Source organism: Streptomyces sp. NBC_00076, assembly GCF_045041235.1.
Lineage (GTDB): Bacteria > Actinomycetota > Actinomycetes > Streptomycetales > Streptomycetaceae > Streptomyces.
Map to the genome: position 1 here is coordinate 2,839,663 of NZ_CP108242.1, position 24,754 is coordinate 2,864,416.

The following is a 24,754-nucleotide window of genomic DNA, read 5'->3' on the forward strand; positions in this document are numbered from 1 at the left end:
TCAGGCGTGGGCCCTACTGTTTGTCCCTGCTCGTCACACTGTGCGACTGCTTGTCACTGCTTGTCACTGCTTGTCGAAGCGGGGGGTGTCCTGCGGCTGCTGCTGGGACTGCTGCTGGCTCGTGCCACCTTCGAGGGCCTGCTGCCCGGAGGTGCCGCCGGCCAGCTCCGCCTTCATGCGCTGCAGCTCCAGCTCTACATCCGTACCACCGGAGAGCCGGTCCAGCTCGGCCTGGATGTCGTCCTTGTGCATGCCGGACTGGTCGTCGAGCGCGCCGGAGGCGAGGAGTTCGTCGATCGCTCCCGCCCGGGCCTGGAGCTGCGCGGTCTTGTCCTCGGCGCGCTGAATGGCCAGGCCGACGTCGCCCATCTCCTCGGAGATGCCGGAGAACGCCTCGCCGATCCGGGTCTGCGCCTGGGCCGCGGTGTACGTGGCCTTGATCGTCTCCTTCTTCGTACGGAAGGCGTCGACCTTGGCCTGGAGCCGTTGGGCCGCCAGGGTGAGCTTCTCCTCCTCGCCCTGCAGCGTGGAGTGCTGTGTCTCCAGGTCGGTCACCTGCTGCTGGAGCGCGGCACGACGGGAGAGCGCCTCACGGGCCAGGTCCTCGCGGCCCAGCGCCAGCGCCTTGCGGCCCTGGTCCTCCAGCTTGGACGACTGCGACTGCAACTGGTTCAGCTGGAGTTCCAGGCGCTTGCGGCTGGTCGCCACGTCGGCGACTCCACGGCGCACCTTCTGCAGCAGCTCCAGCTGCTTCTGGTACGAGTAATCGAGGGTTTCGCGCGGGTCCTCGGCCCGGTCAAGGGCCTTGTTCGCCTTCGCGCGGAAGATCATCCCCATACGCTTCATGACACCGCTCATGGGCTTCGCGCGCCCCCTTCTGACGGACTCCAGCTCAGCTGCTGCGACAGAACCCACAGTACGGGCCCTGCATCCATTACCGCACTGTTCAGGGACTGATGCGCTCATCCCCAAGGACGACTGCGCCAGGCCCCGCTCCCGCGTAAGGAGTAGGTGACCTTCAGGGTGAGCACCGGGTCACCGAGTGAGTATTGGGTCACCGACGTCCCCATCTGTCCCCAGTACAGACGACTGGTGTTGCCGGATCGTTCCCCACCGGGCTGGGGTCCATGCCCCCGCACCCCGTACCCTTGGTTTTTGTGTTCCGTAGCCGTGCGAAGGATGAGAAGGCCCCCGCCGCCGACAAGGCGCCGCTGACCGACTCCAAGCTGACCCGTGACCCGCAGGCCCCGAAGGGCCGGCCCACACCCAAGCGGAGTGAGGCCCAGTCGGTGCGCCGCAGCGTGGCCAACACGCCGACGACGCGCAAGGAGGCCGCCAAACGCCAGCGCGACGAGCGCCGCGTCCAGATGGACAAGCAGCGCCAGGCCCTGGCCACCGGCGACGAGCGGTACCTGCCCGCGCGTGACAAGGGCCCCGTGCGCAAGTTCGCCCGCGACTACATCGACTCGCGGTTCAACGTGGCGGAGTTCTTCCTGCCGATGGCCGTGGTCATCCTCGTGCTGAGCATGGTGCGGGTGGGTTCGCTGCAGAGCATCGCGCTGCTGCTGTGGCTGGTCGTGATCGTGCTGATCGTGCTCGACTCGATCCTCACGGGCTTCCGCCTGAAGAAGCGGCTGGCCGAGCGCTTCCCGGACCAGGGCCGTAAGGGCGCGGTCGCCTACGCGCTGATGCGCTCCCTCCAGATGCGTCGGCTCCGACTGCCGAAGCCGCAGGTCAAGCGTGGAGAGCGGCCCTGAGCACGACGCCGTTCACCGGGGGCGCGGCGGATGCCTGGCTGAACAAGCTGGGTGAGCTGCGGGATGTCGTACGACAGGAGCTGGTGGCCCGGCAGCTCGACGAGCAGATAGCCGGGCGGTTCCCGGTGGGGCGACGGCTGCGGGTACTCGACGTGGGGATGGGCCAGGGCACGCAGGCGCTGCGGCTGGCCCGGGCCGGGCACCAGGTCACCGGGGTCGAGCAGGATCCCCAGATGATCTCTGTCGCCAGGGAGGCGCTCGCCGCCGAGCCGGAGGGGATCCGGGCGCGGATGCGGCTCGTCCAGAGCGACGGCCGGGACACCGGGGTGCACTTCCTGCCGGGCAGCTTCGACGTGGTGCTGTGCCACGGCGTGCTGATGTACGTCGAGGAGCCGGATCCGCTGCTGGCGGGGCTGGCCCGGATGCTCGCCCAGGGCGGGCTGCTCTCGCTCCTCGTGCGCAACGGGAACGCGCTGGCGATGCGGCCGGGACTGTCCGGGGACTGGGCCGGGGCGCTCACCGCCTTCGACACCACCGCCTACCTCAACCGGCTGGGCCTCGACGTCCGGGCCGACCGGCTGGAGACGCTGACCGCGACGCTCGCCGGCATCGGGGCGCCTTTGCAGGCCTGGTACGGCGTGCGGGTCTTCACGGACACGGCGGCGGACGGGACGGATGTCCCGGACGACTTGTCGGATCTGCTCGCGGTCGAGGAACGGGCGGGGCGCTCGGACCCGTATCGCGGAGTGGCGGCCCTGCTGCATCTGTGCGGAGTGCGCGGCTGAGCCCATGCAGGCCGCCCCTGGCCGCCCTGGCCCCCCGGGATGTGACACCGGCGAGCAGTGAGAAGGGGCGACCGGTGCACGGCCGCCCCCGCCCCCCTATGCCTCTTCCGCCGCGCGCAGGCTCATCGGCCCGTAGATCTCCGTGGCGTCCTCGAACAGACGCACCTGTTCCGCGCCGCCGGCCAGCAGGTCCTTCCAGTACTCCCCGAGCCAGGACTCGGCGTCCCCCTGCGTGGTGAATTCCTCGGGCTGCACCGCGGGCTGGACCTCCGCCCCGTCGGCCGTCTCGAATCGCCACGTCCATGCCGCCATGTACGCCTCCCACGTCTGAGCACGAGCAGAGCAGGAGCCGGATCTTGGTCCGGCTCCTCTCCGCACCCTATTCGCTCCGCTGGGTCAGCTGTGCAGAACCGGGGGAGGTTCACGATGCGGCGGAGCCGCATGTAGCGGCGGTCCCGCGTCCCTCGGGGGACTCGGGCGCGCACGAGCAGCGGCGACCGGCGAGAATCGGGGCCGTGGAAGCAACTTTGCTCGGTACCGGCGCCCCCGCGGGGCTTCCCCGCCCCGACTGTCCCTGTGCTGTCTGTGCCACCGCCCTCGGGGTGGCCGCCCGGGCGGCCACCGCGGTGCTCGTGGACGGGACCTTGCTGCTCGATCTGACGCCCGGTGCGGCGTTCGCGGCGGCCCGGGCGGGGCATTCGCTGAGCCGGGTACGGCAGGTGCTGCTGTCGCATCCGCACGACGGGCCGGCGGTCGAGGTGCCTGCGGGGCTGCCGCAGCCCGGACGGGTGCCCGACGGGCGGGAGTTGGCGCTGCTGACGGGGCATCGGGTGCGGGCGGTGGCGATGGACACGCCGGGCACCGGGTACGCGGTGGCCGGGCCGGGCGGGCAGCGGCTGCTGTACCTGCCGCCCGGGGGTGCGCCCGCCGGACTGGAAGAGGGTGCCACGGAAACGTACGACATGGTGCTCGCGGATGTCGTGGGGCGGCCGGACGCCCTGGCGCGACTGCGGGCCGTGGGGGCGGTCGGGCCCACGACGGACGTGATCGCCGTGCATCTCGACCACGACGCTTCGCCGGGGCCCGAGATGCGACGCCGGCTGGCCGCGGCGGGGGCGCGGGCGGTGCCGGACGGGACGACTCTTGCGGTGGGCGTGTACGAGGACGTACCGGATGTGCCGCGGCGGACGCTGGTGCTGGGCGGCGCCCGGTCGGGGAAGTCGGTGGAGGCCGAGCGGCGGCTGGAGGCCTTTCCGGACGTGCTGTATGTCGCGACCGGCGGTTCCCGCAACGAGGACAGCGAGTGGGCGGCCCGCGTCGCCGCGCACCGGGAACGGCGGCCGGGGTCGTGGCGTACGGCCGAGACGTGCGACCTGGTGCCGCTGCTGAAGGAGGACGGGCCGCCGTTGCTCGTGGACTGTCTGTCGCTGTGGCTGACGGACGCAATGGACGCCGTCGGGGCGTGGGACGACGCCCAGTGGGCCGACGGCGGCGAACGGGCGTTGCGGGCGCGGGTACGGGAGTTGACGGAGGCGGTCCGCGCCACCGGGCGGACCGTGGTCGCCGTGTCGAACGAGGTGGGCTCGGGGATCGTGCCGGCCACCGCGTCCGGACGGCGCTACCGGGACGAACTCGGGCGGCTGAACGCGGCGTTCGCGAACGAGTGCGAGCAGGTGCTGCTGGTGGTCGCTGGTCAGGCGCTGGTGCTACGGGGCTGACGCATCGCGGCGGGCGATGAGTCGGTAGGTGTTCGAGAAGCGGGTGCGTCCGAGCAGGGGGGCCAGGGCGTGGTCCAGCGCCTTCGCCGCGGCCACCAGGGGGCTGGTCGCCCACGGGGGCAGATACCGGGGCAGGGACAGGGACAGCGCGGCCGACAGGTCGTGGGGGAGGTGCGCGGCCCGGCGGTCCGTCCTGACGATCGTGCAGCCCTGGGACTCCAGTTCCGTGCACAGGTCGTCCAGGGACAGCAGCCGCAGCCGGCGGGCCCGCGGGAGCCATCGTTCGCCGAGGAGTGAGGCGAACGCGCACTGCGGGTCGGGGGCTTCGAGCAGGAGGTGACCACCGGGACGCAGGACGGCCAGCGCCGCGTGGAGTTCCTCGCGGGGGTCCGGGGTGTGCGGCAGGTGGTGGAGCATGCTGACCACGTCATAGCGGGCGCGCAGCCGGGTCGTGATCCGCGGGTCCGTCAGGAGCCCCACATGGGCCTCCTCGACGTGCTCGGCGCGCCGGGCCAGCTCGACCCGGTGGGTGGCGTCCAGGCCGTCGAAAGACGTGTAAGGGAAGAGCTCCTTCGCCGCCTTCGGGAAGCGGGCCTCGCCGGTGCCGACGTCCAGCCAGCTCTCCGGCTCGGGGAACGGCAGTATCGCCCGGGCCGTGGAGCGCAGGCGCCGCGCGGAGAGGGCGGACGGTGCGGGCATGGGCGGCTCCCGGAGACGTATGACAATCCGCTGCAAAACGGAACGTATGGGATGGCGATCTGGAGCGCAACGACGTCGCTCCGTCGTCGTGGCGACATGACGCCGTCGTGTTCGATCGCGGCCGGTACTGTTCGGCGAATGAGCTCGCTTAATCTCGACGACTTCACCGATCTGATCGAGCGCCCCGACGGTGGTGTGCGCCGCGACGCCGAGGCGCGCCGGGAACGTCAGATCGTGCCGCCCGGAGCACTGGGCCGCCTCGACGAACTGGGTGAGTGGCTGGCCGCGGCACAGTCCGCCGTGCCGGTACGCACGGTCGACCGGCCGCGGGTCGTGCTGTTCGCCGGGGACCACGGGATCGCCGAACTGGGCGTCTCGGCACGACCCGCGGGCACCGCCGCGGAGTTGGTGCGGGAGGTCCTGGAGGGCGGCCGCCCGGTGTCGGTGCTCGCGCGGCGGCTCGGGGTGCCGGTGCGGGTGATCGACATGGCGTTGGACTGCGCGCCGGAGGCCCTGCCCGGCGAGGTCACGCGGCACCGGGTGCGGCGCGGCAGCGGGCGTATCGACATCGAGGACGCGCTGACCCTGGAGGAGGCGGAGGCCGCCTTCCGGGCCGGGGTGGCGGTGGCCGACGAGGAGGCCGACTCCGGTACGGATCTGGTGGTGCTCGGCGATGTGAGCGTGGGCGGCACCACGGCGGCGGGCGTGCTGATCGCCGCGCTGTGCGGGACGGACGCGTCCGTGGTGACCGGGCGGGGCGGTCAGGCCATCGACGACCTCGCGTGGATGCGCAAGTGCGCGGCGATCCGGGACGCGCTGCGGCGGGCCCGGCCGGTGCTCGGGGAGCAGTTGCAGTTGCTGGCGACGGTCGGCGGGGCGGACCTCGCCGCGATCACCGGGTTCCTGCTGCAGAGCGCGGTGCGGAAGTTGCCGGTGATTCTGGACGGGGTCGTGGTGGCCGCGTGCGCGCTGGTGGGGCAGCGGATCGCGTTCCGGGCGCCGGACTGGTGGCTGGCCGGGCAGAGCAGCGGGGAGCCGGGGCAGGCGAAGGCGCTGGACCGGATGGCCTTGGAGCCTCTGCTGGATCACGGCGTGACCGTCGGGGAGGGCGCGGGCGCGCTGTTGGCGTTGCCGCTGGTACAGGCCGCGGCGGCGCTGGCCGCGGAGCTTCCTGAGAAGCCGGAGTTTTCTGAGAAGCCGGAGGATTCGGGAGAGCTGGAGGGGCCCGAGGGACTGGAGAAGACCGAGGGGTTGGAGGGGTCCGAGGGGTTGGAGAACTCCGGAAAACTGGAGGACTCCGGCGAGCTGCGAAAGGACGGGGCACCGGGGAAAGAGGCGTAGCCTCCGGCCGGTTCGGCACCGTGGGACCACGCGGTCACGGCCGGGCACCGACGCGGCCGGGCGCCCTCACGCCCCGGCGCCGCCCTACGCCGCCGTACGCCGTCGTGGCTGAGCGTCACGGCGGTGGAAAACGGGCATGATCCCCATTCATGGGAGATGTCCGAATTGCCACGGAACAGGACCGGCCCCGCACCCCACCGGGTACGACGGCCCGACCGGGTACGTCGGCCCCACCGACCGTGCCGGACCGGCACGCCACGGTGGACCGGCGGTCCACGGCCGCTTCGCGGCGGGCCGCCGGGCTCGCCGTGTGGTACCTGCGTGCCGTCGCGTTCGTCAACTTCCTCAGTGCGGTGTGGGTCTCCCTGGGGCAGGACGTGCGCCGCCACAACCAGGAGAACTACTTCACGCCGTATCTGCTGACCGCCGGCTTCGCCTCCGGTGTGTTCACGGTGTTCCTCGCGATCACCATGGGGCGGCGGAAACGGGCGGCCTGGATCCTGAACCTCGCGCTGGCCGGGCCGTTCCTGCTGCTGTTCGGCTGGGCCATGGCGGCCCCGGAGGTGCGGCAGTACGCCCAGAACTGGATGTCGCTCGTCCTCACCTCCGCGTTCGTGGCCGCGCTGCTGGTCGGGCGGCGGGAGTTCTACGCCAAGGGCGACCGGTCCAACCCGAAGCTCGCCGCCGCCGTCGCGGTCGGCGGGCTGCTGGTGTCCTCGCTGCTCGCCGCGCTGCTGGTGACGGTCACCGACCAGGCGCCCGGCCCGTCCGCCTTCGCGGAGCGCTGGCGCTACGGCACCCTGCGGCTGGTCTCGGTCGCCGCAGACGACTCCCACCTCCCCGGGATCGCCCCGCCGAACTGGGTGAACGTCGTCGTCAACGTGCTCAGCACGGTCCTCGTCCTCGCCGTCCTGTACGCCGCCTTCCGCTCCCGGCGGGCCGTGGACCCGCTCACCGAGGACGACGAGCGACGGCTGCGGGCGCTGCTGGAGCGGCACGGTGAGCGGGACTCGCTCGGGTACTTCGCGTTGCGGCGGGAGAAGAGCGTCGTCTGGTCGCCGACCGGCAAGGCGGCCGTGGCGTACCGGGTCATCGGCGGGGTGTCGCTGGCCTCCGGTGATCCGCTCGGCGACCCGGAGGCCTGGCCCGGCGCGATCGAGCCCTGGCTCGCCGAGGCGCGGGCGCACGGGTGGATCCCGGCGGTGATGGGCGCGGGCGAGGAGGCGGGAACCGTGTACGCGCGGCACGGTCTGGACGCCCTGGAACTCGGGGACGAGGCGATCGTCGAGGTGGCCGAGTTCACGCTGGAGGGGCGGGCCATGCGGACCGTGCGACAGGCCCACAACCGGGTCGGCCGGGCGGGGTACGCGGTGCGCGTCCGACGGCACGAGGACATTCCGGCCGCCGAGATGACGTGTCTGCTGGAACGCGCCGACGCCTGGCGGGACGGAGCCACCGAACGCGGGTTCAGCATGGCGCTGGGGCGACTCGGGGATGCGGACGACGGGCGGTGCGTGATGATCGAGTGCACCGACGCCAGGGGCGAGTTGAGGGCCCTGCTGTCCTTCGTGCCCTGGGGGCCGCACGGGCTGTCCCTCGACCTCATGCGGCGCGACCGGAACTCCGACAACGGCCTGATGGAGTTCATGGTGATCGAACTCCTGCGCCGCGCCCACGAGATCCAGGTCACCCAGGTCTCGCTCAACTTCGCCATGTTCCGGTCGGTCTTCGAACGTGGCGCACGTCTGGGTGCCGGGCCGGTGCTGAGGCTGTGGCGCTCGCTGCTCAGCTTCTTCTCCCGCTGGTGGCAGATCGAGTCGCTGTACCGCGCCAACGCCAAGTACCGGCCCATCTGGGAGCCGCGGTTCCTGCTCTTCGAGAAGAGCGCGGACCTGCCGCGCATCGGCATCGCGTCGGCGCGCGCGGAGGGGTTCCTCCAGGCGCCGGGACTGCCGAAGCTCACGGCGACACGGACGTGACGAGGACGGAGAGGGGGACGGGGGCGGGGACGGAAACGGGGAGCACCCGATGAAGACGCTCACCCGCTGGGTCCGCGCCGAATGGGGGCTGCTGTACGTCACCGTGCGTGAGCCGCTGCTCCGGCGCGGGTGGCGGGCGATCCCGATGACGATCGGCGCGGTGTGTCTGACGGCGCTGCTGCACTACGTGCAGAACCAGTCGTGGGGTTACCGGTTCGTGCAGGACATCGGGGCCGTGCGCGCCGTGGATCCCCTGTGGCCGGCGCTGCTGCGCACTCCTCTCTCCCTGTTCGTGCCCGCGCTGGACCTTCCCGTGTGGGGTGCCCTGGCGCAGCTCCTGCTGGTGTTCGGGATCGCCGAGATCTGTCTGGGCCGGTGGCGGACGCTCGCTCTGGCCTACGCGGCCACGCTCGCCGGGACCCTCTACGCGCGCCTGGGCATCCGGCTGGGCCCCGACCACGCCCTGGGCCTGCCCGGCTCGGACGCGTACGTGGTGGACACCGGCCCGTCGGCGGCCGTGGTGGGCCTCGCGGTGTTCCTGGGTTGGCGCTACGGCGCCCGTGTCACCGCGGGCGGGGTGATCGCGGCGATGGTGGTCGAGGCGGTGGTGGCGGAGAACCTGGCCGGCAAGGAACATCTGGCGGCCATCGCGGTGGCCCTGGTGCTGTGCGGGGTGTCGGCCCTGCGTCACCGGCGGGCGACCACCGGGTCCGGCTTGCCGCCGATCAGGTCCTGAAGCCTGCGGCGGGGGCCCACCCAGCGGCGGTCGTGACGGTAGGCACGCAGGATCGCCTTCGCGCGGGCCCGCGGGCGACGCCGGTAGAAGCGCTTGGCCCAGAAGGAGCCGGGGCGGGCCAGGCGGACAAGTCCGAAGAGACCGACAAGGGGGATGATCACGCTGAAGATCGCCATGCGGACCTTGCCCTTGCTCAGCACGAGCAGGGCGAAGAGGAAGTTGACCACCACGCCGGAGATGACGCCGCCGCGGTCCTGTAGCTCCTCCTGCGACATGTCGTCGACGCCGAACGGCAGGAACCCGACGAGGGCCAGGCCAACGAGGGCCGCCGTGAGCACCACCACCTCGACGCTCTGCCGGCCGGCCTCGGTCCAGTAGACGTCGTCGAGGTGCAGGATCAGCGCGAACTCGTCCAGCACCAGGCCCGTGCCGATTCCGAAGACGACCGCGAAGGCGGACGAGCCGAAGCCGTGCCGATGGCTGGCGACCGCCCCGAAGCCGCCGAGGACGGTGAGGATGATCCCGGGGACCACGTGGTGGATGTGCACTCCCCCGGTGCTGACGTTGCCGAAGGGCCCCTTGCCCGCCCGGATCATGCGGGTGATGACCCGGGTGATCAGGAAGGTGAGGACGAAGGCGGTCAGGGCCAGCAACAGCGGGAGTTTGCCCGGTTCGACGATGTTGCGCTGCAGCCAGTGGCCCATGCTCCCAGTCTTCCTGGGGGCGGGGAGGGCCGCCCGGCGGATGTGGCGTCCGGGCTAGGACCGTGGCGGAGATGTTTGTGGGGCGGACGGGGCGAACATTGCCTGCCGCGGCACTGGCTAGTCTGCGGAGGTGTCCATGGTCCTGCCGCTCGACGGTTTCCGTTTCGCCTTCGGCACCCTCAGTGTGCTCCCCGTCAGGGTGAGCCGCTGGGACCGGGAGGCCGCCCGGGGCGGAATGCTCTGCGCTCCGCTGGTCGGAGTGGTGCTGGGGGGCCTCTCCGCCGCCGTCGGGCTCCTGCTGCTCCTCCTCGGTGCCTCGTCCCTCCTGGCCGCCGTCGCCACCGTCGCGGTGCCCGCCGTCCTCACCCGGGGTCTGCATCTCGACGGGCTCGCGGACACGGCGGACGGGCTCGGCAGCGGCAAGCCCGCCGAGGACGCCCTGCGGATCATGAAGCAGTCGGACATCGGGCCCTTCGGGGTGATCGCCCTCGTCCTCGTCCTGTTCGCGCAGGTGGCCGCGCTGTCGCAGCTGTACGGCGCCTCGTGGACCGGGGGCGCGGTGGCCGCCGTCGTCTCGGCGACCGCCGCACGCCTCGCGCTCACCCTGGCGGCCCGCGCCGGGGTGCCGGCCGCGCGGCCGGAGGGGCTGGGCGCGGCGGTCGCGGGCGTGGTCCCGGCGCGCGCCGCCCTGCTCACCGCCCTTGGCACCGTCGTGGCCGCCGCCGGCGCGGGCGCGCTCCTCGGGGCGTACGACATCGGTCGCACGGCACTGTCGGTCGTCGTCGCCGTCGGGATCGCCGAACTCCTCCTGCGGCACTGCACCCGGCGGTTCGGCGGAGTGACCGGTGACGTGTTCGGAGGGCTCGCCGAGACCGCGGCCACCACCGCGCTCGTGGTGCTGACGCTGAGGTGAGCGCCGGGGTGGTCAACAGGCCTCGCGCCACACCCCCAGTTCGTACTTCTTGAGCATCGAACTCAGCTTCAGGCGACGGGAGTCGGCGCAGAATCGGTCGGTCGGCAGTTCGTACTCGACGTGGAACACGGCCTTGTCCGCCGTGATGAAGGGCTTCAGGGCAGCGCATTCCCCGTACTGGGCGCACTGTTCGTTGACCGCGAAGTCGAAGTCGGCCACCAGCTGCGGGATCTGGTCGAGGTCGTTCTTCAGGCCCACGGCCAGACCGCGGTCGTGGGCCAGCTCGGCGACCAGCCGGTTGTAGCGGAGCTGGTCCGAGGCCGTCAGCGGGAAGCCGGTGCGGTTGCGGTAGCCGTCCATGTTGTCCGGCTCCACCGCGTCGAAGCCCTTCTCGCGGCACATGTCGATGCGGGCCGCCATCAGGGGCTTCAGAACGTCCGTGCGACGGATGTCGAGCCAGCGCTCCCCCTTCCAGCCGTTGCCCTTGCCCAGCACCGACCTGGGGAACTCGTCGGCGTCGGGCCGCCAGTCCTCCCAGGCCCCGGTCGAGAGGTAGCAGATCACCTTGCGGTCCTCGTCGTGCAGCGCGGCGACCGTCGCCCCGGACTGGTCGAAGCCGTCGATGTCGTAGACCGGGACGTCGACGCCGGTGTCGACACGGCCGCTGAGCTGCCACTGCCAGGCCACTCCCGGGTGCGGCCGCCAGCGGTCGCCGGCCTGCCCGCCGGCGTCCCGACCGGGGGCTGTCGTGCAGGCCGTCAGCAGCAGGAACAGGGCAGCGAACAGGGCGGGGCGTCTCACCGGGCGGGCTCCAGAGTGTGCGGGAAGTGGTGTTTCACCTCCAAGGATGATCTACGGGGCGGGCACGTTCCCCCGGGTCCGCCTTCGTAGAGCTCAGGACCCGTGTGAGCGGCAGCGGTCCCGAGCGTAGGCTCATGCCGGGGCTTTGCCCGCCCTGTCAAGACCGTTCCGCAGGAGGGCTCCAGGGTCGCTTGTCGGGCCCGGTCGACCCACCCGTGTTCGGCCACAGCACACTTCAACGGAAGCGAGATTTCACCACCGTGACTGCTCTCACTCTCAGTACCGCCGCGGCGCCCGGCCTGCGGGCCGACGCGATCGTGATCGGTGTTGCCAAGGGTGCCGAAGGCCCGGTCGTCGCACCGGGCGCCGAGGCCGTGGACAAGGCGTACGACGGCAAACTCGCCGGCGTCCTGGAGACCCTCGGCGCCGCCGGTGCCGAGGGCGAAGTGACGAAGCTGCCCGCACCGGCAGGCTTCAAGGCGCCGCTCGTGGTGGCGGTGGGCCTGGGCGCCGAGCCCGAGAAGGACTCCGGGTTCGACGCGGAGGCACTCCGCAAGGCCGCCGGTGTCGCGGCCCGCGCCCTCACCGGCACGAAGAAGGCCGCGTTCGCGCTGCCGCTCGCGGACGCCGCCGACGCCGGCGCGGTCGCGGAGGGCGTACTGCTCGGGGCGTACAGCTTCGACGCGTACAAGGCCGGCGCGGCCGCCAACAGCAAGGGCGCCAAGGCCAAGAACGGCAAGGCGCCGCTCGCCGAGGCCGCGCTGCTCGGCGGCAAGCCCCGCGACCGGGAGTACAAGGCGGCGCTCGAACGCGCCACCGCCGTGGTCGAGGAGCTCAACCGCGCCCGCGACCTGATCAACATGCCGCCGAACGACCTCGACCCCGAGGCGTTCGCCGCCGTCGCGCAGACCGCGGCGAAGGAGCACGGCATCAAGGTGCAGGTGCTCGACGAGAAGGCCCTGGTCAAGGGCGGCTACGGCGGCATCCTCGGAGTCGGCGCCGGGTCGGCGGCGGGTCCGCGGCTGGTGAAGCTGTCGTACACCTCCTCCAAGGCGAAGAAGCACCTCGCCTTCGTCGGCAAGGGCATCACGTACGACTCGGGCGGCATCTCGCTGAAGCCGGCCGGTCACAACGAGACGATGAAGTGCGACATGAGCGGGGCGGCAGCGGTCTTCGCCGCGGTCGTCGCCGCCGCGCGGCTCGGCCTGGAGGTCAATGTCACCGGCTGGCTGGCGCTGGCCGAGAACATGCCGTCGGGTTCCGCGACCCGGCCGGGTGACGTGCTGCGCATGTACAGCGGCAAGACGGTGGAGGTGCTCAACACCGACGCGGAGGGCCGGCTGGTCCTGGCCGACGCGCTGTGGGCGGCGTCGGAGGAGAAGCCGGACGCGATCGTGGACGTGGCGACGCTGACCGGCGCGATGATGCTGGCGCTGGGCAGCCGGACGTTCGGGGTCATGGCGAACGACGACGCGTTCCGCTCCGCGGTGCACGAGGCCGCCGAGGAGGTGGGTGAGCCGGCGTGGCCGATGCCGCTGCCGGAACACCTGCGCAAGGGGATGGACTCCCCCACCGCCGACATCGCGAACATGGGTGAGCGGATGGGCGGCGGACTGGTCGCCGGGCTGTTCCTGCGGGAGTTCGTGGGTGAGGGGATCACCTGGGCGCACCTGGACATCGCCGGGCCCGCGTACAACGACGGCGGCCCGTTCGGCTACACACCCAAGGGCGGTACGGGTACGGCCGTGCGCACGCTGGTCCGGCTGGCCGAGCTGACCGCGGCGGGCGATCTGGGCTGAGTCGTGGTCGGCGGGGCCTCGCGTGCGGGTGGTGCGAGGCCCCGCCGGCCGACTGCCCGGTGTGTGGTCACAAATGAGCGTGGTGCGTCTCACAGCCCGGCCCGGCGTCTCTTTCACCGGCGACAGGTGCGAAGATGGGGCTCGGCAGGACAGGGCCCCCACCGAAGGGCCGAAGAACGAGCGGCCGGACACCAGCCGCCGACCGGTCACTGGAGACCGGCGTGGCGCACATGCATGGAGGACGTGACGTGGCGAACGACGCCAGCACCGTTTTCGACCTAGTGATCCTCGGCGGTGGTAGCGGTGGTTACGCCGCGGCCCTGCGCGGGGCGCAGCTGGGCCTGGACGTCGCCCTGATCGAGAAGGACAAGGTCGGCGGTACCTGCCTGCACCGGGGTTGCATTCCCACCAAGGCCCTGCTGCACGCGGGCGAGATCGCCGACCAGGCCCGCGAGAGCGAGCAGTTCGGTGTGAAGGCCACCCTCGAGGGCATCGACGTACCGGCCGTCCACAAGTACAAGGACGGCGTCATCGCGGGCCTGTACAAGGGTCTGCAGGGTCTCATCGCCTCGCGCAAGGTGACGTACATCGAGGGCGAGGGACGTCTGTCCTCGGCGACCTCCGTCGATGTCAACGGTCAGCGCGTCCAGGGCCGCCACGTGCTCCTCGCGACCGGCTCCGTGCCGAAGTCGCTGCCGGGCCTGGAGATCGACGGCGACCGGATCATCTCCTCCGACCACGCCCTCGTGCTGGACCGTGTGCCGAAGTCGGCGATCGTCCTCGGCGGCGGTGTCATCGGCGTCGAGTTCGCCTCCGCCTGGAAGTCCTTCGGCTCGGACGTCACCGTGATCGAGGGCCTGAAGCACCTCGTCCCGGTCGAGGACGAGAACTCCTCCAAGCTTCTTGAGCGCGCGTTCCGCAAGCGCGGCATCAAGTTCAACCTGGGCACCTTCTTCTCGAAGGCCGAGTACACCCAGGACGGTGTCAAGGTCACCCTCGCCGACGGCAAGGAGTTCGAGGCGGAGGTCCTGCTGGTGGCCGTCGGCCGCGGCCCCGTGTCCCAGGGCCTGGGCTACGAGGAGCAGGGCGTCGCCATGGACCGCGGCTACGTCCTGGTCGACGAGTACATGCGCACCAACGTCCCGACCGTCTCCGCCGTCGGTGACCTGGTCCCGACGCTCCAGCTCGCGCACGTCGGCTTCGCCGAGGGCATCCTGGTGGCGGAGCGCCTGGCCGGTCTCAAGACCGTTCCGATCGACTACGACGGTGTCCCCCGGGTGACGTACTGCCACCCCGAGGTCGCCTCCGTGGGCATCACCGAGGCCAAGGCCAAGGAGATCTACGGTGCGGACAAGGTCGTCGCTCTGAAGTACAGCCTCGCGGGCAACGGCAAGAGCAAGATCCTCAACACCTCGGGCGAGATCAAGCTCGTCCAGGTCAAGGACGGTGCCGTGGTCGGCGTCCACATGGTCGGCGACCGCATGGGCGAGCAGGTCGGCGAAGCCCAGCTGATCTACAACTGGGAGGCGCTGCCCGCCGAGGTCGCGCAGCTCATCCACGCCCACCCGACCCAGAACGAGGCGATGGGCGAGGCCCACCTGGCCCTGGCCGGCAAGCCCCTCCACGCGCACGACTGACCCTCGGTCGACGAACTCCGCGACGAACACAGACTTCCGCAATTTCGTAAGGAGCAACCGAAACCATGGCGGTTTCCGTAACCCTTCCGGCGCTCGGCGAGAGCGTCACCGAGGGCACCGTCACCCGCTGGCTGAAGGCCGAGGGTGAGCGCGTAGAGGCCGACGAGCCGTTGCTCGAGGTCTCGACCGACAAGGTCGACACCGAGATCCCGTCGCCCGCCGCCGGTGTCCTGGCGTCCATCAAGGTCGCCGAGGACGAGACGGTCGAGGTCGGCGCCGAGCTGGCCGTCATCGACGACGGCACCGGCGCACCGGCTGCCGCCCCGGCCCCCGCGGCCGAGGAGGTCGCCGCTCCGGCTCCCGAGCCCGAGCCGGCCGCCCGGCCGTCCACCGAGCAGGCCGCCCCGGCGCCCGCTCCCACCGCGGAGGCCGCTTCCGGCGGCGGCAGCGCCGAGGGCACGGACGTCGTCCTGCCCGCGCTCGGCGAGTCCGTCACCGAAGGCACCGTCACCCGGTGGCTGAAGGAGGTCGGCGACTCCGTCGAGGCCGACGAGCCGCTGCTCGAGGTCTCCACGGACAAGGTCGACACCGAGATCCCGGCGCCCACCTCCGGTGTGCTGCTGGAGATCACGGTCGCCGAGGACGAGACGGCCGAGGTCGGTGCCAAGCTGGCCGTCATCGGCGCCCCGGGCGCGGCTCCGGCCGCCGCACCGGCCCCCGCCGCCCCGGCTCCGGCCCCGGCTGCCGAGGCCCCCGCTCCGGCTCCCGCCCCGGCCGCCCCCGCGGCCCCGGCGCCGGCCCCGCAGGCGCCCACGGCTCCGGCCCCGCAGCAGCAGACCACCCCGGCTCCCGAGCCGGTCCCGTCCGCTCCCGCGCCCGCGCCCGCCGCAGCTCCGGCTCCGGCCGCCACCTCCGGTGACGACGGCGCCTACGTGACCCCGCTGGTGCGCAAGCTCGCCGCCGAGAACGGCGTCGACCTGGCCACCGTCAAGGGCACCGGCGTCGGCGGCCGGATCCGCAAGCAGGACGTCACCGCCGCCGCCGAGGCCGCGAAGGCCGCCGCAGCCGCTCCGGCTCCGGCCGCCGCCGCTGCACCGGCCGCCAAGAAGGCGCCGACCCTGGAGGCCTCTCCCCTCCGCGGCCAGACCGTCAAGATGCCGCGCATCCGCAAGGTCATCGGCGACAACATGGTCAAGGCGCTGCACGAGCAGGCGCAGCTGTCCTCGGTCGTCGAGGTCGACGTCACGCGTCTGATGAAGCTGCGCGGCCGGGCCAAGGACTCGTTCGCGGCCCGTGAGGGCGTCAAGCTCTCCCCGATGCCGTTCTTCGTCAAGGCGGCGGCCCAGGCGCTGAAGGCGCACGCGCCGATCAACGCCAGGATCAACGAGGCCGACGGGACCATCACCTACTTCGACACCGAGAGCATCGGTATCGCGGTGGACTCCGAGAAGGGCCTGATGACCCCGGTCATCAAGCACGCCGGTGACCTCAACATCGCCGGTATCGCCAAGGCCACGGCGGAGCTCGCGGGCAAGGTCCGCGCCAACAAGATCACTCCGGACGAGCTGTCCGGCGCGACCTTCACCATCTCCAACACCGGTTCGCGCGGTGCGCTCTTCGACACGATCATCGTGCCGCCGGGCCAGGTCGCGATCCTCGGTATCGGTGCCACGGTCAAGCGTCCGGCGGTCATCGAGACGGAGGAGGGCACGGTCATCGGCGTCCGCGACATGACCTACCTGACCCTCTCCTACGACCACCGTCTGGTGGACGGCGCCGACGCGGCCCGTTACCTGACCGCGGTCAAGGCGATCCTGGAGGCGGGCGAGTTCGAGGTCGAGCTCGGCCTGTAGCCCCCAGCGGCAGCTGTACGGTGCCCCCGCCCGGAGTTTCCGGGCGGGGGCACCGCTTTTCCCGTCTCGGCCGAAGACTCCCAGCTGAGAGCGTGTAAGCCTCGTCTCACCTGCGCGAAAGCACCCCCGTGCGACCCTCCCGGACGTGTACTCGGCCGTATTGTCTAAACGTCAAACGCGCCAGGGGCCGAGGGGCGGCCCCTCCCTAAGGAGCTCTCATGACCGCGCCCGTCGTCCACTCGCTGCGCGAACAGATCCGCGAGCACATCGTGGAGGGGATCGTCAGCGGCCGCTGGCAGCCGGGCGAGCGGATCGTGGAGCGGCGGATCGCGACCGAGCTGGAGGTCAGCCAGACTCCGGTGCGGGAGGCGCTGCGCGAGCTGGAGTCGCTGCGGCTGATCGAGTCCGCGCCGAACAAGGGCGTGCGAGTGCGCAACCTGACGGCGGCGGACCTCGAGGAGAGCTACCCGGTCCGGGCCGGTCTGGAGGCGATCGCGGCGGAGCTGGCGGCGGTGCGGCTGGCGGAGGACTGCTCGGCGCTGGAGCCCCATGTCTCCGCCCTGTACGACGCCGACCGGGAGGCCGACGGCACGGCCCAGGTGCGGCACACGGTGGGTTTCCACCGGGAGCTGGTCCGCGCGGCCGGCAACTCGGTCCTGCTGCACACCTGGGAGGGCCTGGGCATCGAGGTGTTCACGGCCTTGTCGATCCGCTGGCTGGGGACGGTGCAGCAGTCGTACGCGGAGGAGCACGAGGAACTGGTGCAGGCGTTCCGGAGGCGGGACCCGAGGATCGCGGAGCTGGTGAAGGCGCACGTGCTGGGATGCGCGCCGCGGGCCTGACGCAGCCGAGCACACCCCTGCTCACCTGCGAAAAGTCCCAACTGGCCCGGCACGGCGTGCCTGGTCGAAAGGCACCCCGTGCCTACTTTCTCGTTATCAAGAAGTTTTACCCCGCAACCCTTTGATCGATCATCGATCAGGGAGTTAAGGTCACCGACGGGCCACGCGGCGCAAGCCGCAAGGTGTCACAGCACCGAGGCCCTCGCCCTGTCCTGCCAAAGACCAAGGGCAACCCCGAACCCTTACCGATGAGGGAACCCCCCTTTCGACGGAGGAAGGCGGCGACATGACCGACCCCCACGCCATCCAGCCGAGCGCGCTCGACCAGCTCCCGGACCGGGACCCGGAGGAGACCGCCGAATGGCAGGCCTCCCTGGACGCCGTCACCAAGGCGGCCGGGCCGCACCGTGCCGCGTACCTGATGCGGCGCACGCTGGAGCGTGCCGAGGGCAACGGCATCGCGCTGCCCAAGCTGCTCGAGACGGACTACGTCAACACCATCCCCACCGCCGGCGAGCCGTCCGTGCCCGGTGACGAGGAGATGGAGCGGAAGATCACCGCGTGGAACCGCTGGAACGCGGCCGCGATGGTCACCCGGGGCGCGAAACACGGAGTCGGCGGCCACATCGCCACCTTCGCCTCCGCGGCCTGGCTCTACGAGACCGGCTTCAACCACTTCTTCAAGGGCAAGGAATCCCAGGAATCTCCTGGGTCCGGCGACCAGCTCTACATCCAGGGCCACGCCTCCCCCGGCATCTACGCCCGCGCCTTCCTCGACGGCCGGCTGGACGAGTCGCACCTCGACAACTTCCGCCAGGAGGCGGGCGGCAACGGCCTCCCGTCGTACCCGCACCCGCGCCGGCTGCCCTGGCTGTGGGAGTTCCCGACGGTGTCGATGGGCCTCGGCCCGCTGTCGGCCATCTACCAGGCGCGCTTCAACCGCTACCTCACCAACCGCGCCATCAAGGACGTCTCCGCGTCCCACGTGTGGGCGTTCCTCGGTGACGGCGAGATGGACGAGCCCGAGTCGACGGCGGCCCTCGCGCTCGCCGCCCGCGAGGAGCTCGACAACCTCACCTTTGTCATCAACTGCAACCTGCAGCGCCTCGACGGCCCGGTCCGCGCGAACTTCAAGATCGTGCAGGAGCTGGAGGCCCAGTTCCGCGGCGCCGGCTGGAACGTCGTCAAGACGCTGTGGGGCACGGCCTGGGACGAGCTGTTCCAGCTCGACACCACCGGCGCGCTCGTACGCCGCCTGCGTGAGGTACCCGACGCCCAGGTGCAGACGTACCAGACCCGCGACGTCGCCTACATCCGCGAGGACTTCTTCGGCTCGGACCCGGCGCTCGTCGAGATGGCGAAGCTGCTGAGCGACGACAAGATCCTGGAGTGTTTCCACCTCTCCCGCGGCGGCCACGAGGCCCGCAAGGTGTACGCGGCCTACAAGGCGGCCGTGGAGTTCAAGGGCGCACCGACGGTCATCCTGGCGCAGACGGTCAAGGGCCACACCCTCGGCGAGGGCTTCGCGTCGAAGAACGCCAACCACCAGATGAAGAAGCTCTCGGTGGACGAGTTCAAGTCGATGCGGGACCTGCTCGAACTGCCCATCTCGGACAGCCAGTTCGTCGACGGCGTGGTGCCCTACGGCCACCCGGGCGCCGACTCCCCCGAGGTCCGCTACCTCCAGGAGCGCCGCGCGGCCCTCGGCGGCCCGGCCCCGGCCCGCCGCGTCCACCCGGTCGCCCCGCTGCCCGCCCCGGCGGACAAGGCGTTCGCCTCCTTCGACAAGGGCTCGGGCTCGCAGAACGTGGCGACCACGATGGCCTTCGTCCGGCTCGTCAAGGACCTGGTCCGCGACAAGGAGACGGGCAAGCGCTGGGTGCCGATCGTTCCCGACGAGGCGCGCACCTTCGGCATGGAGTCGCTGTTCCCGTCGCTCGGCATCTACTCGCCCAAGGGCCAGACGTACGAGCCGGTCGACCGCGACCAGCTGATGTACTACAAGGAGGCCAAGAACGGCCAGATCCTGAACGAGGGGATCACCGAGGCCGGTTCGATGGCCGACTTCATCGCCGCTTCGACGTCGTACGCGACGCACGGCGAGACGATGATCCCGTTCTACATCTTCTACTCGATGTTCGGCTGGCAGCGCACGGCCGACCAGATGTGGCAGCTCGGCGACCAGCTCGGCCGCGGCTTCCTGGTCGGCGCCACGGCCGGCCGGACCACCCTGACCGGTGAGGGCCTCCAGCACGCCGACGGGCACTCCCCCGTCATCGCGGCGACCAACCCCGCCGCGCTGTCGTACGACCCGGCGTTCGCCTACGAGATCGCGGCGATCGTGAAGGAGGGCCTGCGCCGGATGTACGGCGAGGCGGCCCCGGGCGAGGACCAGAACGTCTTCTACTACCTGACCGTGTACAACGAGCCGATGCCGCAGCCGGCCAAGCCGTCCGGTGTCGACGAGGGCATCGTCAAGGGCCTGTACCGCTTCAACACGGCGGAGTCGGCCGGGCTGTCCCCCATGGCCAACGCCCCGCGGATCCAGCTGCTGGGTTCCGGTACGGCGATCCACTGGGTCCTCAAGGCGCAGCGGCTGCTCGCCGAGGAGTGGGGTGTGGCCGCCGACGTGTGGTCCGCGACCTCCTGGACCGAGCTGCGCCGGGACGCGCTGGAGGCCGACGCGGACCTCCTGCGCGGCGAGGAGCGGATCCCGTACGTCCGTCGGGCGCTCCAGGGTGCCGAGGGCCCGGTGCTCGCCGTCTCCGACTACATGCGCCAGGTCCCGGACCAGATCGCGCAGTGGGTCGAGCAGGACTACTCGTCGCTGGGCGCCGACGGCTTCGGCCTCTCGGACACCCGTGAGGCGGCCCGCCGCCACTTCGGTGTGGACGCCGAGTCGGTCGTCGTGGCGGCCCTGGCCCAGCTGGCCCGCCGCGGCGAGGTCAAGGCGGCCGCGGTGAAGGAAGCCCGGGAGAAGTACGGCCTGTAGGGCATCGCTTCCGTTCGGAGGGGCACGGCGTTCTCGCCGTGCCCCTCCGTCGTGGGTGACGTCGGTGTCGGTGGCTCCCGGCATCATGAACGTATGCGTGCCGCCCGTCTCATCAAAATGGTGTTGCTGCTCCAGTCCCGGCCGTCCATGACCGCCGCCGAGCTGGCACGGGAGCTGGAGGTGTCCGAGCGGACCGTCACGCGCGACGCGCAGGCGCTGTCGGAGGCGGGGGTGCCGGTGTACGCGGACCGGGGGCGGGCGGGTGGCTACCGGCTGATCGGCGGGTACCGCACCCGGCTGACCGGGCTGGCACGCAGCGAGGCCGAGGCGTTGTTCCTGTCGGGAGTGCCGGGGGCGCTGCGCGAGATGGGCCTGGAGGACGTGGGCTCGGCGGCCCGGCTGAAGGTCTCCGCGGCCCTGCTCCCGTCGGTGCGGGACGCCTCGCGTACGGCGGCGCAGCGGTTCCATCTGGACGCGCCGAGCTGGTTCAAGGAGCCGAAGACACCCGAGTGGTTGCCGGCCGTCGCGGACGCGGTGTGGGACGACCGGCGGATCACCGCGCGCTACTGGCGCGGCGAGGGCGAGGTCGTGCGGGAGCTGGAGCCGTACGGGCTCGTCCTGAAGGCGGGTGTCTGGTACCTGTGCGCCCGGGTGGCCGGGCACGGGTCCTACCGGGTGTACCGGATCGACCGGTTCACGGCGGTGGAGGCGGGCGTGGAGCGGTTCGCGCGGGACGAGGAGTTCGACCTGCCGGGTTTCTGGGAGGAACGGGCCGAGCAGTTCGCTCGCTCCATCCTGCGCGCCGAGGTCGTCGTACGGCTGTCCCGGGACGGCTTGCGGGCCCTGCCGTACGCCGTCGACGGCCCGTCCGCCCGGGAGGCGCTGCAGGCCGCCGGTCCCCCGGACGCGTGCGGGCGGGTGACGGTGACCCTGCCGGTGGAGTCCGAGGAGGTCGCGCACAGCCAGCTCGCGTCACTGGGGCCGGAGGCGGAGGTACTGGCGCCGGAGAGTCTGCGGGCACGTTTCGCCAAGGACGCGATACGCCTTGCCGCCCTCTATGGGACATAGCGCCGTACGGGACATAACAATCCGTCGCACTCCACGTGCGCCCCACCCTTCCAGGGCCGATGCTGGACCCGTGATGGACGAGACGGAGTTCTGGGAGCTGGTGGACGCCACCCGCGAGGCCGCCGACGGCGACCCCGAGGAGCAGGCGGACCGGCTGGTGGACCGGCTGCTCCAGCTGGATCCGGACATGGTCCTCGACTTCGCCCGTCACTTCGAGGCCCGCTACAACCGCGCGTACACCTGGGACCTGTGGGGCGCGGCCTGGGTCCTGCTGGACGGGGCGAGCGACGACGCCTTCGACTTCTTCCGGTGCTGGCTGATCGGCCAGGGCCGCGAGGTCTACGAGGGGGGCGTGCACGTCCCGGACGCGCTCGCCGACCTCCTGAACGACTTCGACGAGGAGCTCGACGGCGACGGAGAGGAGCTCGGCTACGCCGCGGACGAGGCCTACGAGCAGCTCACCGGTGCCGTCGCCCCCGACCTGGGCATCCCGCCCGCGCCCTCGGAGCCGGCCGGGACCCCCGTCGACTTCGAGAACGAACGGGCGCTGGCGGAGCGCTACCCCAAGCTGTGGGAGCGGTTCAGGGACTGAGGGTTATGCGGTGGCCCGGCGGCGGGTGGGGTCCGTCGGGATGTACGCCTGCGCCTGGTCGGCTGTCGGGCCGACCCGCACCGCGTGGTGCATCGGCGCCTTGTTGGCCTGGTCGAGGGCGGACGCCGTGACGGCGGCCGGCCCCAGGACGACGGTCGCGACCGCGCAGACCACCGTCCACACCCGCCTGTTGCCGCTCATGCTGCTGTTCATGATCCCCACCTCCGGTCGGCTTCTGGTGAAGACCGTAGGGAGCGGATCTCGCAGGACCCTGCGCACGGGCTGTGCCCCTCCTGTGGATCTCGGCACCCGCCTCACGTCCTGCCCTGGAGCCGTGCCGCCAGTTCCCTGATCGCCTGCAGCCGGGCGTGGAGGGCCGCGCCGGGGCAGGTCGTCCTGTAGGCGTCGTCGTGGCCCGCAAGGGCGTGCAGCAGGGCGGGGGTGCCGGACGGGTACCGGCTGAGGCTGTTGCTGGAGACCAGGCGGACCTTCGCGCGGGGGTCGATATCGGCCAGGCCCAGCTTCCAGGCGGCCAGCGCGGCGATCGAGTCGGTCATCGCCTTCGGCACCGGAACACCGGCGGTGAACGTGCCGAGGGCGGCGATGCCCGTGGTGCGGTGGTTGAAGCCCTGGGTGTGGGCGCCGGTCACCGGCCGGCCGGGGCCGCCCGCGCGGCCCTCGTAGATGGTGCCGCAGCGGTCGACGAGGAAGTTGTAGCCGATGTCGTCCCAGTCCCGGGCGTCGGTCTGGCCCGCGTACAGGTAGCGGATGATGCGGGGCGTCTCGGCGCAGTCGTAGCTGTTGGGCGAGTCGGTGTGGTGGATGAAGACGGCGACGACCTTGTCGTCGTAGCGCGGCGGCGGCTGGGGGCGGCGGGTGTCGTCGTCCAGCCAGGCCGCGCGGGGCCTGATGGGCGGCCTGGTCGCGAAGTGCGGGGCGGCGGCCCGGGGGGTGACGGCGGTCTGCCGGGCGGCGTGGGCCTCGGCCGCGTGCTCGACGCCCCGCGCGCACAGCACCAGCGCGCCGGCCGCGGCCAGGCCGGGCAGGCAGCCCAGCAGCACGAGTGCGGCGCCCGGTATCCGGCCCGTGCGTCGTCTCCGTGCCCGCCGCTGTCGCCGCGGTCCTCGCGAGACACACATGCTCCCACTGTCGGCGGGATCCGGTGCGCCCGCGATGTGTGCTGTGCCACCCGGTGGAACCATCGTCCGGGTCCGCGACGTTTTTCCAGGTGCACGCACGCGTGGCCGGTTCCGGTGGCCACGCGCGCGCGTGACTGATCACTGGGACCGTCCCGCGCGTACTAGGAGAGACGCCCTCTGAGGGTCCGACAGAAAGGCGGCTCCGTGGACCTGCTCGACATCCTGCTGTTGCTGGTGATCTTCGCCTACGCGGCGTCCGGCTACCGGCGCGGACTGGTGGCCGGCTGCGTCTCGTTCGCCGGTTTCGTGGGCGGCGCGGTCATCGGCGTGTGGGTGCTGCCGTGGATGATGGACCTGGCCACACCGGGGACGACCGCGGCGACGGTGACCGCGGTGCTGACGGTGCTGGTTCCGGCGGTGGTGGGGCACGAGCTCGCGGGGCGGCTGGCGCTGAAGCTGCGCCGGGAGCTGGACCGGGGAGTGCTCAGGGCGGCCGACGGGGTCGGCGGGGCCGCGGCCAACTCGGTGGCGGTGCTGATCGTGGCGTGGGTGGTCGCGAGTGTGCTCGGCGCGTCCTCGTCCCCGCTGGTCACGACCGCGATCCGGGACTCCGCCCTGCTGGGCGCCGTCCAGGACACCATGCCGGACACGACTCCCGCCTGGTTCTCGCGGGCCACGTCCGCGCTCACCCAGGCGGGCTTCCCGCAGGTCTTCAACCCGTTCGAGAACGAGTCGACGGCCGAGGTCGCCAAGCCGACCGGCGACAGCGTCACGGCGAGCGCGACGAACGCCGCCAAGCGGAGCACCGTGAAGATCGAGGGCGTCGCGGGCACCCAGGGCCGCGAGGGCAGCGGCTTCGTGTACGCCCCGCAGCATGTGATGACCAACGCGCACGTGGTGGCCGGCATCGACAGTCCGAGCGTCCGAATCGGGGGTGTGGGGCGGACCTACGAGTCACGGGTGGTGCTCTTCGACCCGAACAGGGACGTGGCGGTGCTGTACGTCCCCGAGCTGAGCGCCCCGGTGCTGAAGTTCGACGGCAACGCCACGCGCGGCGACTCGGCGGTGGTCGCCGGCTATCCGCAGGACGGCGACCTGAACCTTCAGGCGGCAACCGTGGCGAACCGGGTGCGGGCCACCGGCCAGAACATCTACAGCGACGCGACCGTCACCCGCGAGATCTACTCGATCCGCTCCACCGTCCGCCCCGGCAACTCCGGCGGCCCGCTGCTGACCACCGGCGGCCAGGTGTTCGGCGTCGTCTTCGCCCGCTCCACCTCGGACGACGAGACGGGGTACGTGCTCACCGTGGCCGAGGTCGCCGGCGACGCGGAGCGCGCGGCGGACGCGACGGCACCGGTGGACACGGGCGACCTGGTCACGTCCTGAGGGCCGCGGA

Annotated in this window: 22 protein-coding genes; 15 read left to right on the top strand and 7 right to left on the bottom strand. The window is 71.7% G+C overall.

The genetic code is table 11. The annotated features are described in order from the left end of the window. Nucleotides 1–63: 63 nt before the first annotated feature. Nucleotides 64–831: a PspA/IM30 family protein gene (locus tag OHA64_RS12980; RefSeq protein ID WP_405623957.1), complete on the bottom strand. Its 768-nt coding sequence runs from the start codon at nt 829–831 to the stop codon at nt 64–66. A 296-nt stretch (nt 832–1,127) separates the two neighbouring features. Between OHA64_RS12980 and OHA64_RS12985 the strand changes: the two genes are divergently transcribed. Together OHA64_RS12985 and OHA64_RS12990 are read left to right on the top strand one after the other, a co-directional pair. After that, on the top strand, nt 1,128–1,757 hold the full coding sequence (locus OHA64_RS12985) for a DUF3043 domain-containing protein (RefSeq protein WP_405612341.1): 630 nt from the start codon (nt 1,128–1,130) through the stop codon (nt 1,755–1,757). Nucleotides 1,758–1,840: 83 nt separating this feature from the next. Further along, nucleotides 1,841–2,542: a methyltransferase domain-containing protein gene (locus OHA64_RS12990; RefSeq protein WP_405612343.1), complete on the top strand. Its 702-nt coding sequence runs from the start codon at nt 1,841–1,843 to the stop codon at nt 2,540–2,542. Nucleotides 2,543–2,638: 96 nt separating this feature from the next. Here OHA64_RS12990 and OHA64_RS12995 read toward each other — a convergent pair whose 3' ends face one another. Beyond that, nucleotides 2,639–2,854, bottom strand: a complete 216-nt coding sequence (locus OHA64_RS12995; protein WP_405612345.1) for a hypothetical protein — start codon at nt 2,852–2,854, stop codon at nt 2,639–2,641. A gap of 203 nt (nt 2,855–3,057) precedes the next feature. Between OHA64_RS12995 and OHA64_RS13000 the strand changes: the two genes are divergently transcribed. Then, nucleotides 3,058–4,260, top strand: coding sequence for a bifunctional adenosylcobinamide kinase/adenosylcobinamide-phosphate guanylyltransferase (locus tag OHA64_RS13000; protein ID WP_405612347.1), 1,203 nt, complete (start codon nt 3,058–3,060; stop codon nt 4,258–4,260). Here the strand turns inward: OHA64_RS13000 and OHA64_RS13005 are convergent. Next, nucleotides 4,249–4,959, bottom strand: a complete 711-nt coding sequence (locus tag OHA64_RS13005; RefSeq protein WP_405612349.1) for a class I SAM-dependent methyltransferase — start codon at nt 4,957–4,959, stop codon at nt 4,249–4,251. The two genes, OHA64_RS13000 and OHA64_RS13005, sit on opposite strands and share 12 nt — an antisense overlap. A gap of 138 nt (nt 4,960–5,097) precedes the next feature. Between OHA64_RS13005 and cobT the strand changes: the two genes are divergently transcribed. The 3 genes from cobT to OHA64_RS13020 all read left to right on the top strand — a co-directional run bounded on the left by cobT (nt 5,098) and on the right by OHA64_RS13020 (nt 9,015). Continuing rightward, nucleotides 5,098–6,300: a nicotinate-nucleotide--dimethylbenzimidazole phosphoribosyltransferase gene (gene cobT, locus OHA64_RS13010; protein WP_405612351.1), complete on the top strand. Its 1,203-nt coding sequence runs from the start codon at nt 5,098–5,100 to the stop codon at nt 6,298–6,300. Between the two features lie 149 nt (nt 6,301–6,449). Further along, nucleotides 6,450–8,279 carry a phosphatidylglycerol lysyltransferase domain-containing protein gene (locus OHA64_RS13015; RefSeq protein WP_405612353.1) on the top strand — a complete coding sequence of 610 codons (1,830 nt, stop codon included), beginning with the start codon at nt 6,450–6,452 and terminating at the stop codon, nt 8,277–8,279. A 49-nt stretch (nt 8,280–8,328) separates the two neighbouring features. Further along, a complete protein-coding gene (locus OHA64_RS13020) occupies nt 8,329–9,015 on the top strand; it encodes a hypothetical protein (protein ID WP_405612355.1) in 687 nt (228 codons plus the stop codon). Here the strand turns inward: OHA64_RS13020 and OHA64_RS13025 are convergent. Continuing rightward, on the bottom strand, nt 8,967–9,719 hold the full coding sequence (locus tag OHA64_RS13025) for a hypothetical protein (RefSeq protein WP_405612357.1): 753 nt from the start codon (nt 9,717–9,719) through the stop codon (nt 8,967–8,969). The genes OHA64_RS13020 and OHA64_RS13025 overlap by 49 nt on opposite strands. Nucleotides 9,720–9,855: 136 nt before the next feature. Here OHA64_RS13025 and OHA64_RS13030 point away from each other — a divergent pair, with 136 nt between their 5' ends. Continuing rightward, entirely contained in the window at nt 9,856–10,632 is a 777-nt protein-coding gene (locus OHA64_RS13030; protein ID WP_405623958.1) for an adenosylcobinamide-GDP ribazoletransferase, read from the top strand. A gap of 12 nt (nt 10,633–10,644) precedes the next feature. Here the strand turns inward: OHA64_RS13030 and OHA64_RS13035 are convergent, their stop codons facing one another. Next, a complete protein-coding gene (locus OHA64_RS13035) occupies nt 10,645–11,433 on the bottom strand; it encodes an endo alpha-1,4 polygalactosaminidase (protein WP_405612359.1) in 789 nt (262 codons plus the stop codon). Nucleotides 11,434–11,693: 260 nt separating this feature from the next. Here OHA64_RS13035 and OHA64_RS13040 point away from each other — a divergent pair, with 260 nt between their 5' ends. The 7 genes from OHA64_RS13040 (at nt 11,694) to OHA64_RS13070 (ending at nt 22,216) form a co-directional block, all read left to right on the top strand. Next, nucleotides 11,694–13,232, top strand: a complete 1,539-nt coding sequence (locus OHA64_RS13040; protein ID WP_405612361.1) for a leucyl aminopeptidase — start codon at nt 11,694–11,696, stop codon at nt 13,230–13,232. 248 nt (nt 13,233–13,480) lie between these two features. After that, nucleotides 13,481–14,869, top strand: coding sequence for a dihydrolipoyl dehydrogenase (lpdA, locus tag OHA64_RS13045; RefSeq protein ID WP_405612363.1), 1,389 nt, complete (start codon nt 13,481–13,483; stop codon nt 14,867–14,869). A 65-nt stretch (nt 14,870–14,934) separates the two neighbouring features. Next, on the top strand, nt 14,935–16,722 hold the full coding sequence (gene sucB, locus OHA64_RS13050; RefSeq protein ID WP_405612365.1) for a 2-oxoglutarate dehydrogenase, E2 component, dihydrolipoamide succinyltransferase: 1,788 nt from the start codon (nt 14,935–14,937) through the stop codon (nt 16,720–16,722). 218 nt (nt 16,723–16,940) lie between these two features. Further along, complete coding sequence (locus OHA64_RS13055) at nt 16,941–17,564, top strand: GntR family transcriptional regulator (protein WP_405612367.1); 624 nt, start codon at nt 16,941–16,943, stop codon at nt 17,562–17,564. Nucleotides 17,565–17,850: 286 nt separating this feature from the next. Next, nucleotides 17,851–20,556: a pyruvate dehydrogenase (acetyl-transferring), homodimeric type gene (aceE, locus tag OHA64_RS13060; RefSeq protein ID WP_405612369.1), complete on the top strand. Its 2,706-nt coding sequence runs from the start codon at nt 17,851–17,853 to the stop codon at nt 20,554–20,556. 93 nt (nt 20,557–20,649) lie between these two features. After that, on the top strand, nt 20,650–21,624 hold the full coding sequence (locus OHA64_RS13065; protein ID WP_405612371.1) for a helix-turn-helix transcriptional regulator: 975 nt from the start codon (nt 20,650–20,652) through the stop codon (nt 21,622–21,624). A gap of 73 nt (nt 21,625–21,697) precedes the next feature. Continuing rightward, entirely contained in the window at nt 21,698–22,216 is a 519-nt protein-coding gene (locus tag OHA64_RS13070) for a DUF4240 domain-containing protein (protein WP_405623959.1), read from the top strand. A 3-nt stretch (nt 22,217–22,219) separates the two neighbouring features. On the opposite strand, the gene OHA64_RS13075 is transcribed toward OHA64_RS13070, so the two are convergent. Next, on the bottom strand, nt 22,220–22,429 hold the full coding sequence (locus tag OHA64_RS13075) for a hypothetical protein (protein ID WP_405612373.1): 210 nt from the start codon (nt 22,427–22,429) through the stop codon (nt 22,220–22,222). A 101-nt stretch (nt 22,430–22,530) separates the two neighbouring features. Then, nucleotides 22,531–23,355: a peptidoglycan recognition protein gene (locus OHA64_RS13080; RefSeq protein WP_405612375.1), complete on the bottom strand. Its 825-nt coding sequence runs from the start codon at nt 23,353–23,355 to the stop codon at nt 22,531–22,533. 204 nt (nt 23,356–23,559) lie between these two features. On the opposite strand from OHA64_RS13080, the gene OHA64_RS13085 reads away from it, so the two are divergent. Then, nucleotides 23,560–24,744: a MarP family serine protease gene (locus OHA64_RS13085; protein WP_405612377.1), complete on the top strand. Its 1,185-nt coding sequence runs from the start codon at nt 23,560–23,562 to the stop codon at nt 24,742–24,744. Nucleotides 24,745–24,754 lie beyond the last annotated feature (10 nt).

Coding starts and splice junctions, on each gene's coding strand:
- OHA64_RS12980 (WP_405623957.1), bottom strand. CDS start 831: ATGATCTTCCGCGCGAAGGCGAACAAGGCCCTTGACCGGGCCGAGGAC.
- OHA64_RS12985 (WP_405612341.1), top strand. CDS start 1,128: ATGCCCCCGCACCCCGTACCCTTGGTTTTTGTGTTCCGTAGCCGTGCG.
- OHA64_RS12995 (WP_405612345.1), bottom strand. CDS start 2,854: ATGGCGGCATGGACGTGGCGATTCGAGACGGCCGACGGGGCGGAGGTC.
- OHA64_RS13005 (WP_405612349.1), bottom strand. CDS start 4,959: ATGCCCGCACCGTCCGCCCTCTCCGCGCGGCGCCTGCGCTCCACGGCC.
- cobT (WP_405612351.1), top strand. CDS start 5,098: ATGAGCTCGCTTAATCTCGACGACTTCACCGATCTGATCGAGCGCCCC.
- OHA64_RS13015 (WP_405612353.1), top strand. CDS start 6,450: ATGGGAGATGTCCGAATTGCCACGGAACAGGACCGGCCCCGCACCCCA.
- OHA64_RS13020 (WP_405612355.1), top strand. CDS start 8,329: ATGAAGACGCTCACCCGCTGGGTCCGCGCCGAATGGGGGCTGCTGTAC.
- OHA64_RS13025 (WP_405612357.1), bottom strand. CDS start 9,719: ATGGGCCACTGGCTGCAGCGCAACATCGTCGAACCGGGCAAACTCCCG.
- OHA64_RS13030 (WP_405623958.1), top strand. CDS start 9,856: ATGGTCCTGCCGCTCGACGGTTTCCGTTTCGCCTTCGGCACCCTCAGT.
- sucB (WP_405612365.1), top strand. CDS start 14,935: ATGGCGGTTTCCGTAACCCTTCCGGCGCTCGGCGAGAGCGTCACCGAG.
- OHA64_RS13055 (WP_405612367.1), top strand. CDS start 16,941: ATGACCGCGCCCGTCGTCCACTCGCTGCGCGAACAGATCCGCGAGCAC.
- aceE (WP_405612369.1), top strand. CDS start 17,851: ATGACCGACCCCCACGCCATCCAGCCGAGCGCGCTCGACCAGCTCCCG.
- OHA64_RS13065 (WP_405612371.1), top strand. CDS start 20,650: ATGCGTGCCGCCCGTCTCATCAAAATGGTGTTGCTGCTCCAGTCCCGG.
- OHA64_RS13070 (WP_405623959.1), top strand. CDS start 21,698: ATGGACGAGACGGAGTTCTGGGAGCTGGTGGACGCCACCCGCGAGGCC.
- OHA64_RS13075 (WP_405612373.1), bottom strand. CDS start 22,429: ATGAACAGCAGCATGAGCGGCAACAGGCGGGTGTGGACGGTGGTCTGC.
- OHA64_RS13080 (WP_405612375.1), bottom strand. CDS start 23,355: ATGTGTGTCTCGCGAGGACCGCGGCGACAGCGGCGGGCACGGAGACGA.